At 75.2% G+C, this 11815-nt stretch carries 10 protein-coding genes; 4 read left to right on the plus strand and 6 right to left on the minus strand.

Annotation, left to right across the window (positions count from 1 at the left end; all coding sequences use genetic code 11):
• Nucleotides 1-85: 85 nt before the first annotated feature.
• From ACHZ99_RS00070 to ACHZ99_RS00090, 5 genes are all read right to left on the minus strand, one after another.
• A complete protein-coding gene (locus tag ACHZ99_RS00070) occupies nucleotides 86-3058 on the minus strand; it encodes an AfsR/SARP family transcriptional regulator (protein WP_420302189.1) in 2973 nt (990 codons plus the stop codon).
• Nucleotides 3059-3228: 170 nt separating this feature from the next.
• Nucleotides 3229-3591: a nuclear transport factor 2 family protein gene (locus ACHZ99_RS00075; RefSeq protein ID WP_420302190.1), complete on the minus strand. Its 363-nt coding sequence runs from the start codon at nucleotides 3589-3591 to the stop codon at nucleotides 3229-3231.
• A 122-nt stretch (nucleotides 3592-3713) separates the two neighbouring features.
• Nucleotides 3714-4583: an RNA polymerase sigma-70 factor gene (locus ACHZ99_RS00080; RefSeq protein WP_420302191.1), complete on the minus strand. Its 870-nt coding sequence runs from the start codon at nucleotides 4581-4583 to the stop codon at nucleotides 3714-3716.
• Nucleotides 4580-5167, minus strand: a complete 588-nt coding sequence (locus tag ACHZ99_RS00085; protein ID WP_420302192.1) for a carboxymuconolactone decarboxylase family protein — start codon at nucleotides 5165-5167, stop codon at nucleotides 4580-4582. Before ACHZ99_RS00085 ends, ACHZ99_RS00080 begins: the two co-directional genes overlap by 4 nt.
• A 201-nt stretch (nucleotides 5168-5368) precedes the next feature.
• Nucleotides 5369-6265: a hypothetical protein gene (locus tag ACHZ99_RS00090; protein ID WP_420302193.1), complete on the minus strand. Its 897-nt coding sequence runs from the start codon at nucleotides 6263-6265 to the stop codon at nucleotides 5369-5371.
• A 72-nt stretch (nucleotides 6266-6337) separates the two neighbouring features.
• Here ACHZ99_RS00090 and ACHZ99_RS00095 point away from each other — a divergent pair, with 72 nt between their 5' ends.
• Nucleotides 6338-7018 (plus strand): winged helix-turn-helix domain-containing protein, encoded by a 681-nt coding sequence (locus ACHZ99_RS00095; protein ID WP_420302194.1) that lies wholly within the window; start codon nucleotides 6338-6340, stop codon nucleotides 7016-7018.
• Complete coding sequence (locus ACHZ99_RS00100; RefSeq protein WP_420302195.1) at nucleotides 7015-8280, plus strand: MFS transporter; 1266 nt, start codon at nucleotides 7015-7017, stop codon at nucleotides 8278-8280. Before ACHZ99_RS00095 ends, ACHZ99_RS00100 begins: the two co-directional genes overlap by 4 nt.
• Nucleotides 8281-8348: 68 nt before the next feature.
• Here ACHZ99_RS00100 and ACHZ99_RS00105 read toward each other — a convergent pair whose 3' ends face one another.
• A complete protein-coding gene (locus tag ACHZ99_RS00105; protein ID WP_420302196.1) occupies nucleotides 8349-8852 on the minus strand; it encodes a MarR family winged helix-turn-helix transcriptional regulator in 504 nt (167 codons plus the stop codon).
• A 216-nt stretch (nucleotides 8853-9068) separates the two neighbouring features.
• Between ACHZ99_RS00105 and ACHZ99_RS00110 the strand changes: the two genes are divergently transcribed.
• Together ACHZ99_RS00110 and ACHZ99_RS00115 are read left to right on the plus strand one after the other, a co-directional pair.
• Entirely contained in the window at nucleotides 9069-10688 is a 1620-nt protein-coding gene (locus ACHZ99_RS00110; protein WP_420302197.1) for an MFS transporter, read from the plus strand.
• A 100-nt stretch (nucleotides 10689-10788) separates the two neighbouring features.
• Nucleotides 10789-11805, plus strand: a complete 1017-nt coding sequence (locus ACHZ99_RS00115) for a beta-ketoacyl-ACP synthase III (RefSeq protein WP_420302198.1) — start codon at nucleotides 10789-10791, stop codon at nucleotides 11803-11805.
• Nucleotides 11806-11815: the final 10 nt, after the last annotated feature.

Here is an 11815-nt window from a genome sequence, read left to right on the forward strand (position 1 = left end):
GCGCGTACGGCAGAGGTACCCGCGTCCGGCACGCGCACGCGCGCCGCGGGTGCGGCCGCTCCTCGCCGCGCCCGCGCTACGCGCGTCACCCCTGGCCGGAGTGGAGCGACCGCAGCTTCGCGTGCACCGACTCGGCCCGGTCGTGCACCTCCAGCCGGCGCCAGGTGGACAGCGAGCGGTGGAAGTAGTCCCGCGCGGTCTGCACCCGGCCCGTCGCCCGGTGCAGCTCGCCGAGGAGGCAGGCGAGGCTGGCCTCCGCGCGCCGGTCGCCCAGCTGCCGCTGCACGGCCAGCGCGTCGGCCAGCAGCGCGGACGCCTGGCCCGCGTTGCCGCGGCGCAGGCACAGCTCGCCGATGCTCTCCTGCACGTACGCGGCGCAGTGCGTGTCGGCGAGGTCGCCGAAGATGGCCAGGGCCCGCTCCAGCTCCGCCTGCGCGAGGTCCGGTTCGCCGCGCAGGTCGTGCAGGACGGCGATGCGGCGGCGCACCTGCGCCTCGCGGTGCCGGTCGCCGAGGTCCCGGGCCAGCGCCAGCGCGCCGTCCAGCCAGGACGCCGCGGCCCACGGGTTCTTGCGCTCCAGCCATACGGAGGCGATGGCGTTGCGCGCGACGGCCTCGCCGTGCCGGTCGCCGACTTGCTGGAACCCGCGCAGCGCGTCGGTGAACGTCGCCAGCGCGGCGTCGAGGTCGCCCAGGATCCGATGGACGGATCCCTCGCCGGCCGCCGCGACCGCCTCGCCGGCGGGGTGGCCCGCGGCCCCGAAGATCGCGCGGGCCCAGGCGAAGGAGGCGCGGGCGTCGGCGTAGCGGTCGCGGTAGAGGTGCAGTTGGCCGATGTTGCGGAGCAGCGCGGCGGCCCGCGCGTCGGACGGGGCGGGGAGGGCGTCGAGCACCAGCTGGTGGGTGCGCAGCCAGTCGCCGTAGTAGCCGCGCAGGTCGAAGAAGCTCGCCAGCTCCAGCGCGAGGTCGGCGGCCCGGGCGACGCGGCCGAGCCGCAGCGCGGACTCCACCGTGGCGACGAGGGTGGGGCGTTCGGTCTCGAACCACTCGACGGGGCGGGCGCGCACGGCCCGGGTGATCTCCGCGCCCGGTCCGCCCGTCGGGGCCGGTTCGCCGGGCGCGCCGCTCCCGCCGGTCACGCCGAGGAACCGGGTGGGCATCGCCGCGTTCGCGGAGCGGGCGAGTGCGGTGAGGGCGTCGACGATGCGGAGTTGCTGCCGGCGGCGCACGGTGAACGTGTCCGCGTCGGCCAGTTCGCGCGCGTAGCAGCGGAGCAGGTCGTGCATGCGGTAGCGCTGCATCCCGAGCGCGTCGGTCCCGACGGCCTCGATCAGGTGCCGGTCGGCCAGCGTGGCGAGCGCTTCGGCGGCGTTGTCGGCGTCGGCGGCGTCGGCGGCGGCGTCGGCGGTCGCGGCGGTGTCCGCGTCCGCGGCGCCGCCCATGGCGACGGCGACGAGCCAGCCGCCCACCGGCCCGGCCGGCAGCCGGCCGAAGGCCCGGAAGGCCGTGGCCGCCGCCTCCGGCAGGTGCCGGTAGCTCAGCTCCGCGCTCGCCCGCACCTCCAGCTCGCCCGCCTGGAGCTGGTCGAGCCGTCCGCGCTCGTCCTGGAGCAGGTCGGCCAGCGTCGTCGCGGTCCAGGCCCGCCGGTTCGCCAGCCGCGAGCCGGCGATCCGTACGGCCAGCGGCAGCGAGCCGCAGCCGGCCAGCACCCGGTCCGCGCCGGCCGCGTCGCCGTCCAGCCGGTCCGGCCCGGCGATCGCGCCGAGCAGGGCCCGCGCCTCGTCCTGCCGCAGCTCGCCGAGCGAGAAGTGGTGCGCCGGCAGGTCGGGCATCCGGTGGCGGGAGCTGACGAGCACGGCCGAGCCGCCGGTGCCGGGCAGCAGGGGGCGTACCTGCGCGGCGTCGGCGGCGTCGTCGAGCACGATGAGGAAGCGGCGCTGCGCCAGCCGGGAGCGCAGCAGCGCGGCCCGTTCGCTCCGCTCGGCGGGGACGGTGCTGTCGACGACGCCGAGGCCGCGCAGCATCTCGGCCAGCACGTCGGCGGGGTCGCGCGGCCGGTCTCCCAGCCCGCCGAGGTCGACGAAGAGCTGGCCGTCGGGGAACGCCGCCCGGGCCCGGTGCGCCACGTGCACCGCCAGCGCGGACTTCCCCGACCCCGGCGGGCCCGACACCGCCACGACGACGGGCCGCCGGTCGGCCGCCGCCAGCAGCTTCTCCAGCGCGGCGGTCTCCGCCGCGCGGCCGGTGAAGTCCGGTACGTCCATGGGTAACTGGCACACGGGCGGGAGCGCCGCCGCGCGCCGCAGGCCCCCGTACCCGGACACCTCCTCGCCGACGGCCCGCAGCGGCCTGCTCGGCTCGGTGCCGAGTTCGGCGGCGAGGACGCGCTCGGCCTCGGCGTAGGCGGACCGCGCCTCGGTGGTACGGCCCGAGTCGTGCAGGGCGCGTACGAGCATCCGCCACAGGTCCTCGCGCAGCGGGTCCTCGCTGAGCCGGGTGCGCAGCTCGGCGAGGAGCAGCGCGTAGTCCCGCAGCCGGAGCCGGACCCCGAGGCACTCGTCGACCGCGGTCCCGCGCAGCTCTTCCAGCCTGGTGACGGCCGGGTCCCAGACCACGCTGGCCGGTACGTCCTGGAGCACGCCGCCGCGCCAGAGGCCGAGGGCGGACTCGTAGCCGTGCAGCGCGGCGACGTCGTCGCCGCGGTCGCGGGCGGCGCGGGCCCGGTCCAGGCGCCGCTCGAAGAGCAGGACGTCGACGTCGCCGGGCGCGCTGTCGAACGCGTAGCCGGACTGTTCGGTCCGCAGCCCCGCGGGGGAGATGCCGGCGGCGGACAGCGTCCGGCGGAGGGTGCGGACGTAGGTGCGGACGTTGGCGACGGCCGACGGGGGCGCCCCGCCCGGCCAGAGCACCTCGGTCAGCACGTCCACGGAGACGAAGCGGCCGGGCTGCAGCAGCAGGGCGGCCAGCACGGCCCGCGGCTTCGGCCCGCCGATCCGGATCGGGACACCCGCCGCCCACACGCGCAGCGGCCCCAGGAGTCCGAAGGTCGGCTCCCCCATCCACGTACCTCCGTGTCGGCGGCGTGTCGCCGGCGGCGCGCCCCCGGTCCGGAGTCGCACCACCGACGGCCTCGACAGTCATGGACATGACCCACGGTGTCAACCCCGCCCCGAACCGCCGGACCGGGGCCGGAGGCGGGGACTGGGGCCTGCGGAAGGGGATGCGGGCGTCAGCCGGGGACGCGGTCGAGAAAGCCGAGCACGGTACGGATCCGGCCGTCCTCGGCCAGCGTCACGACGTCGAACCCCTGCACCGGCGCCGACCCGTCGGGCGCGACCAGCTCCCAGGTGAAGCGGGCGGTGTCGTGGTGGCCGTCGACCGCCCCGAGGAGCCGGAACTCGAAGCCCGGGAACTGCTCCTGCGCCCCGGCGATCGCGGCGGCGAGCCCGGCGTGGCCGCCGACCTCGGCCAGCGGGTCGGTGTAGGTGGCGTCCTCGGTCCAGGCGGCGGCGACCGCCTTGTCCCGGGCGGCGGGGTCGGCGGCGTTCCAGGCGGCGAAGTAGCGGCTGACGGCGGTCTCGTAGACGGACATGCGGGTGACCTCCTGAAAGGCGACTGCTGATCGGTGACTCCACCTTGCGGGGCACCCGGGTGCGGCGTCGATTACCGCGGAGGTAAGGCGGGCCGGCGGCCCCGTCCGGCGCCGGCCCGCCGCTACCGGGTGAGCGGGGCGGGGCGGTCGAGGCGGGTGAGCTTGTGCGGGTTGCGGACGAGGTAGATCCGGCTGACCTTCCCGTCGGCCGGCTCCAGGCTCACCGCGGCCGGCTCGCCGGCGAGGTCGAGCCGGACCGCGGGGGCGCCGTTGAGCAGGACGGCGGCCGTCGCCAGCGGCACCCGGTGCGCGGCCGCGAGCACCTCCGCCACCGGCCCGGCCCCGTGGACCGGGGCCGCCGCGGCGGCCACGACCCCGCCGCCGTCCGCGATCAGGACCACGTCCGGCGCCAGGACGTCCAGGAGGTCCTGCACCTCCCCGGTGCGCAGGGCGGCCAGGAACCGCTCCAGCACCCGCCGCTGCTCGGCCCTGCTCACCCGCACCCGCGGCCGGCGGGCCGCCACGTGCAGGCGGGCCCGCCGGGCGATCTGCCGCACGGTGGCCGGCGGCTTGCCGACGGCGCCGGCGATCTCGGCGAACGGCACGTCGAAGACCTCGCGGAGCACGAACACGGCCCGCTCGGTGGGCCCGAGCGTCTCCAGCACGGTGAGCACCGCCATCGACACGCTCTCCGCGAGCACGACGTCCTCGGCGACGTCGGGCGTGGTCAGCAACGGCTCCGGCAGCCACTCGCCGACGTAGTCCTCGCGCCGGCGCGCCAGCGCCCGCAGCCGGTTGACCGCCTGGCGGGTGACGATCCGTACGAGGTACGCGCGCGGGTCCCGCACCCGCGACCGGTCCACGCCGTCCCACCGCAGCCAGGACTCCTGCAGGACGTCCTCCGCGTCCGCCGCCGACCCGAGGATCTCGTAGGCGACGGTGAACAGCAGGCCGCGGTAGGTGACGTAGGGGTCGTCGGCCGGGTTCGTCATGCGGCGGCGGGGGTCTCCCCGCGCCCGGTGCCGCCGGGGCGCGCGGCGAGCGGGATCTCGCAGGCGTCGGAATAGCCCTGCGAGGCGATCCCGTGCGCCACGTTGGACCGGGTCGCCAGGTTGACGTAGCCGATGAAGAGGGTCAGCTCGACCAGCGCCGCCGGGCCGAGCTGCGCCAGCAGGGACGCCGACTGCTCGTCGGTGACGGCCGGCGGCGTGGCCGACATGTCCTCCGCGTACGCCAGCACCTCCCGCTCCAGCGGCGAGAACACGTCCGACTCCCGCCACCGCGGCACCTGGCTCGCCTTGGCCAGGTCCAGGTGCTCGTTCTGCGCCTGGAAGTAGCCGGCGTCGAGGCACCAGCCGCAGCCGATCTGCGCGGCCACCGCCATGTGCGCGAACGACTTCAGGCTCGCGTCGGCGGCGTTCCACCCGGCCACCCTCGCGGAGAACTCCAGGTTGGACGTGGCCACGTCGGGGCTGTTGAACAGCACTTCGACGGGCTCGGGCAGGGCGGCGAACCGCTGCGCCATGGCCTCCTTCAGCTCGGCGGGAACGTCTGCCTTCGGAACGCGTACGGTCACGGTCTCTCCCTCGTCGGTTGATCCGGTTCCCCTACAGACACCGCTCGCGGCCCGGGCGTGACATCCGAGGCACCCTTCTCCGGGCCGCGGGCGCCCGGGAGGTCCCGCGGCCTCCGCGTTCCCGCCGGGGTCCGCCGCGGAGTCCGCCCCGCCGTGGCGCGGCGGGGTCGTCCCGGTCGCCTGCGGAGCCGCACGTACGGCTCAGGCGCCCTCTCCGGTTTCCCGTCCGCCTTCCAGGCCGGCGACCTGGGCCGCGGCCCTGTCGGCCGCCCGGCGGGACTCCCGGGCGGCGCGGGCGGTGCCGGTCAGGGTGCGCCGGGCCCGGGCGAGGGCCTCGCGGGCCTCGGCCTCGGTCTTCTCGGCGGCGCGCAGCCGGTCGGTCAGTTCGCCGACGCGGTCGGCCGCCTCCGTCAGCCGGGCCTCGGCCTCGTCCCGCCGGGACTCGTCGCGGCGCCGGGCCTTGTCGCGGTCGCGGGCCTCGCGCTCGGCGGCCTTGGCTTCCCTGCGGGCCCGGGCCAGCTCCTCGGCGCGGGCCTTGCCGGAGTCCGGGACGGCCTTGAGGTGCCGCTTGCGGGCGGGACGGGCAGGGCGGGCGGCGGGGGCGGCGGCCGCGGCGGCGCCGGTGCCCGGGAAGCCGGTCCGGGCGGTGAGGGGCTTGGCGAGGTGGCCCGTGGCCCAGGCGCGGGCGGCGTCCGGGTCGGCGAGTACGGCGTGGAGGGTCCCCTCGACCTCGTGCTGGACGGCGTCGCCGACCGGCTGCCCGGCCTCGGCGGCGAGCCGGCGGGCCTCGCGGGCGAGCTCGGCGACCAGCACGTTGCGCTGCCGGGTCAGCTCGCGCAGCTCCTCGCCGGCGAGCCCCTCCTGCGCCGCGCGCAGGCCCTCCCCCAGCCGGCGCAGCGCGTCGACCTGCTCGGGCGCGGCGCGCACCAGCAGGTTGCCGGCCCACGCGGCGAGCGTCGGCCGGCGCAGCGCGGCGATCTCCTTGGCGAGCGCGGGCTCCTTGGCCGTGCGCGCCGCGGCGACGTGCCGGCCGCGGGCGGCGACGAACTCGCCGGGCGGCAGCGCGTACAGCTCGTCCGCGACGCTCTCCAGGTCCATCGCTGACCCATTCTCCTCCCCCGTCGCCTCCCGGGCTTCTAAAGAAGCCTTTCTAAAGCTATCTTTAGAAGCATGCCGGACCCCATCGAGCGCCCCGACCGCGTCGACCTCACCGACGCCCGCGCCCTGCGCGCGTACGCCCACCCCACCCGCATGGAGCTGGTCGGCCTGCTCCGCAGGCACGGGCCGCTCACCGCCACCGGGGCGGCGGAGCTGACCGGCGAGTCGGTCGCCGGGTGCTCGTACCACCTGCGGATGCTCGCGAAGTACGGGCTGGTCGAGCAGGCCGGCGGCGGGCGCGGGCGGGAGAAGCCGTGGCGGGCCACGGCGCGTACGACGCACTGGGAGGCCGTGTACGACGACCCCGCAGCGACGGAGGCGGTCGGGGACCTGACGATGGCGCAGGTGGAGGCGTACGTGCGGAAGCTGGGCGCCGCGCTCGCCGCCCGCGAGCGGCTGCCGCGGGAGTGGCAGGCGGCGGAGTTCTCCGGCGACTGGAGCCTGTACCTGACGCCCGCGGAGCTGACCGGGCTCACCGAGGAGATCACCCGGCTCATGGCCCGCTACGACGACCGCTTCGAGGACCCCGCGCGCCGCCCCGAGGGTGCCCGGCTGGTCAGCATGCTCCGCCTGGCGTTCGTCGACCCGCCCCACCCGGCGGACGAGCCGGACGCGCCCGACGCGGCCGACCGAGCGGACCCGCCCGCGCCGCCCGGGCCCACCGGCCCCGGGTCCCCGCCGAGCCCGTCATGACCCTCGCCGGCCGCCTCCCCGCCGTCCCGGAGCTGCTGCGCGACCGCCCCTTCCGCCGCTACTGGACCGCCCAGAGCGTCTCCGTCCTCGGCGACGAGGTCCACCGCATCGCCCTCCCCCTCGCCGCCGTCCTCCTCCTCGGCGCCGGCGCGGGCGACATGGGCCTGCTCACCGCCGCCGCGCTGCTGCCCGCGCTGCTGTTCTCGATCCCCGCCGGCGCCTGGGCCGACCGCCGGCACAGCCGCCGCCGGGTGATGATCGCCGCCGACCTGGGCCGGCTGGCGGCCGTCGCCTCCATCCCCGTCGCGTACGCCCTCGACGCGCTCACGCTCACCCACCTGTACGCGGCCGCCTTCGCCGTCGGCACCCTGGGCGCGCTCTTCAACGTCTGCGCCGGCACCGTGTACGTCGCGCTCCTGCCCGTCGAGCGCTACGTCCAGGGCAGCTCGCTGCTCAACGGCAGCCGGGCGTTCGCGTTCACCGCCGGGCCGGGGGTGGGCGGCGGTCTGGTGCAGCTGGTCACGGCGCCGTTCGCGCTGCTGCTCGACGCGCTCAGCTATCTCGTCTCGGCGCTCCTCCTGGGCCGGATATCCCCCGCCGAGCCGCCCCCCGCCGCCCGCGGGAAGAGGCACGCGACGGCCGGCATCCGGTGGGTCCTCCGTACGCCTGCGGTGCGCGCCTGTGTCGCCGCGACCGCGACGCTCAACTTCTTCAACTTCATCTTCCAGGCCCTCTTCGTGCTCTACGCGACCGAGGAGCTGGGCCTCGGCCCCGGGCTCCTCGGCCTCGCCCTCGGCGCCGGCGGGGTCGGCGGCCTGCTCGGCGCGGCCCTCGCCGGCCGCGTGGTGGCGCGGTTCGGGGTGGGACCGTCGATGACCGCGGGGTTCGCCGGCTTCAGCGTGCCGCTGACGCTGGTCCCGCTGGCCGGCGGGCCCACGCCGGCGGTCGTCGGGATGCTGCTGGCCGCCGAGTTCGCTTCCTCGTTCGGCGTGATGATCCTCGACATCTCCGCCAACTCCTACTTCGCCGCGGCCATCCCCGACGCCCTGCGCTCCCGCGTCATGGGCGCCTTCCAGACCGTCAACTTCGGCGTCCGCCCGCTCGGCGCGCTCGCCGGTGGGGCGCTCGGGAGCGCCCTCGGGCTGCGCCCGACGCTGTGGGTGGCGACGGCCGGCGCGGCGCTGTCCGTGCTGTGGCTGCTGCCCTCCCCGGTGCCCCGCACCCGGCGGCTGCCGGACCGCGCCGCGGCGGGCGGGGGCTGAGCTGAACACCCCCGCTCCGAACGGGGCCGTCGCGGCCCGTCACCGGGCCGGACCGGCTGGGTGCGGACCTAGAGGGAGCGCTCGCAGACGGACGCGGGCCAGCGGCCCGCCATCACCCTGCTGAGCATGTCGCGCAACGTCTCGCGCTCACTGTCCGTCAGCGTGCCGAAGAAGCTCGACTCGACCTCCGTGGCCACCTTCTCCGCCGCCGCCAGCGCCTTCCGGCCGGCCGGGGTGACGTGGAGTTGATAGCGGCGCCGGTCGGCGGGGTTGCGCTTGCGCTCGACGTGCTGGTTGCGCTCCATCTCGTCGATCACCGTGACCACCGTGGTGGGGTCGAGATTGAGCAGCTGGCTCAGGTCCTTCTGGGACAGCTCGGGCCCGCTGGCCATCGTGGCCAGCAGAAGGAAGTAGCGGCTGCGCATGGCGACGCCGGCCACCAGGTGCTTCTCGACGTCCTCGTCCAGAAGCATGGCCGCCTTGTGGAGCAGGTACCCGGGGCGCTCGGCGACCCGGAAGTCGCTCCGGGGCCGCTGTGCCTGCTCCTGCCCGGCGGTGCGGTAGCGCGCCACAGGCCGTACTCCCCTCAACTGATTGGAATCTCCACGATCGAAGATACCAAAGGATTCTCGCAGGTAAACACCCTCGCCGATCTTGCGGAGCGCACCGGACGCACGCCCGGCACGCCCCGGACCATACCCATTTGACGGACGGACTATCGACGATCTATTTTTCCATCAATCGACTCACCACTCGATTGACAGTTCCGTCGATTGGAGAACCCACGCATGCCCGAGGAACGCACGCCGTCGCCCACGAGGTGGTGGACGCTCGCCACCGTCTCGCTGGGCACGTTCATGCTGATGCTCGATCTGAGCGTGGTGGCCATCGCGCTGCCGCAGATCCACGACGATCTGGACAGCAGCTTCGCGGACCTGCAGTGGGTGTTCGACGCCTACGCCCTCACGCTGGCGATCTTCCTGGTGGCCGCGGGCACACTGGCCGACCGGCACGGCCGCAAGCGTCTCTTCCAGATCGGCTTCACCGTCTTCACCGCGGCGTCGCTCGCCTGCGGGCTGGCCGGTGACGCAACGGCGCTGAGCTCCTTCCGCGCCGTCCAGGGGGTCGGTGCCGCGATCATGTTCGCGGTCGGTCCCGCCATGCTCGGCCACGAGTTCCGCGGCAAGGAACGGGCAACCGCCTTCACCGTCTTCGGCGTGGCGATCGGCCTCGCGGTCGGCACCGGCCCGCTCATCGGCGGCTCGCTGATCGAGGCCATGTCGTGGCGCTGGATCTTCTACATCAACGTTCCGATCGGCATCATCGCCCTGCTCGTCGGCGCGCTGCGGGTGCGTGAATCGCTCAACCCCCGCGCACACCCGACCGACTGGGCCGGCCTCACCACCTTCAGCATCACGCTCGCCGCGCTCGTCTTCGCGATCATCCGGGCGCCCGAAGAGGGCTGGACCAGCGCTCCCACGGTCACCCTGTACACGATCAGCGCGGCCTTCCTCGTGGTGTTCCTGTCGATCGAGCGGCGCATGGGCGAGCGCGCGATGATCGACCTCGCCTACTTCCGCAACCCCACTTTCGTGGGCATCTCCCTGGTCGCCATGATCGGCAACGCCGCGGCCCTGCCGTCGGTGTTCTTCGAAACCAGCTACCTGGAGAACGTGCTGCACCACGACGCCTGGGAGACCGGCCTGCGCTTCCTGCCGCTGACGGGCGCGATGTTCCTGGCCGGTGCGCTGATCGGCGCCATGATCGGGAAGGTGCCGTTCCGGGTACTGCTGGGCGGCTCCACCCTGGTCATGGCCATCGGCCTGGTGTTCCTCGTCAGGGCGGAGGCCGACTCGGCCTGGACCGTCCTCCTCCCGAGCCTGATCATCGCCGGTTTCGGCATGGGCGCCTTCAACCCGGCCCGGGCCGCACTGGCCATCGGGGTGGCGGAGCCGGCCAAGTCGGGCCTGGCTTCCGGCATCAACGAGACGTTCCAGCAGATCGGGATCGCGGTCGGGATCGCGGGCGTCGGCGCCTTCTTCCAGCACACCGTGACCGAGGAGTTCGCGGCCTCCGCGGTCGGCGAGCGGATGGGGTCCGACGCCGCGGAAGAGGCCGCCCACGGCATCAGCGCCGGCAGTATCGACACCGTCGCCGAGGAGGCGGGCGCGATGCAGGACCCCGTGCGGGAGGCGGGACTCGATGCCTTCATGTCGGCGTTCCAGGACGCCATGGTCCTCTGCGCCGGCCTCGGGTTCCTCGCCGCGCTGATCGGCTTCCTCCTGCTCCGTACAAAAGACCTGCACTCCAGCGCGCTGTCGACCGTTCCGCCCGAGGTCGACGAGGACGGCAACGCCCTCCGGCCGGACGAGCCCAGCGGTGACGTCGCGGTGGGCGCGACGACCTGATCCCCCCTCGGCGAGCGCCGCGGCGGTCGGACGGCCCCGCGCTGCGGCGTCACCCGACCGGCCCGGACGTACGACTCCACGAGGAAGGGAACGGAAACCCATGACGGACGCCGTGCGTCTGCCCGCGCCTGTCCTGTGCGGCCTCGGCACCTGGCTGCCCCCGCGTGTGATCACCAATGACGATCTCAGCAGGGAGCTGGACACCTCCGACGAGTGGATCAGGACCCGCACCGGCATCGGCAGGCGGCATGTGGTCCAGCCGGGCACGGCGACGTCGGACCTGGCGGTGGAGGCGGGGCGGCGGGCGCTGAAGTCGGCCGGCGTGGCCGCGGTGGACACGGTGATCGTGGCCACCACCACGCCCGACCGGACCTGCCCGGCCACGGCCCCGCTGGTCGCCCACGAGTTAGGGCTGGGCACGGTCCCCGCCTTCGACGTCGGCGCCGTGTGCACCGGTTTCCTCTACGGTCTGGCGGCCGCGGCCGGTCTGCTGGCAACCGGTTCCGCCGGCACCGTCATGGTCATCGGGGCGGACACCTACTCCCGCATTCTCGACCCCGGGGACCGCTCCACGCGCGCCCTGTTCGGCGACGGTGCCGGGGCGGTCGTCCTGCGCGCCGGGGACGCGGGGGAGCCGGGCGCCTGGGGCCGGGCGGCGCTCGGCAGCGACGGCAGCGGCAGCGACATGATCATGGTCCCTTCGGGAGGTTCGCGCGACCCGATCCGCCCGGAGACCGCGGACAGCGCCGACCCCTACTTCCGCATGCAGGGAAAGAAGGTCATGCGCAACGCGGTCGAGCGGATGGCGGAGGCGTCGCTGACCGTGGCGCACCGGTTCGGCTGGGGCGTCGACGACATCGACCTGTTCGTGGCCCACCAGGCGAACATCCGCATCGTGCACGCGGTCGCCGACCGGCTCGGACTCGGGCGGGAACGCTGTCACGTCCACCTCGACCGGGTGGGCAACACGGCGGCGGCCTCCATTCCGCTCGCCCTCGCCGACGCCGCCGCGGCGGGCCGTCTGCACGCCGGCGACCGCGTGGTGACCACCGCCTTCGGCGGCGGCCTCACCTGGGGCGCCGCCGCACTCCACTGGCCGGACCTCAGTCCTGCCTGACAAGCCGACT

The sequence above is a fragment of the Streptomyces sp. MAR4 CNX-425 genome (genome assembly GCF_048656465.1).
GTDB lineage: Bacteria > Actinomycetota > Actinomycetes > Streptomycetales > Streptomycetaceae > Streptomyces.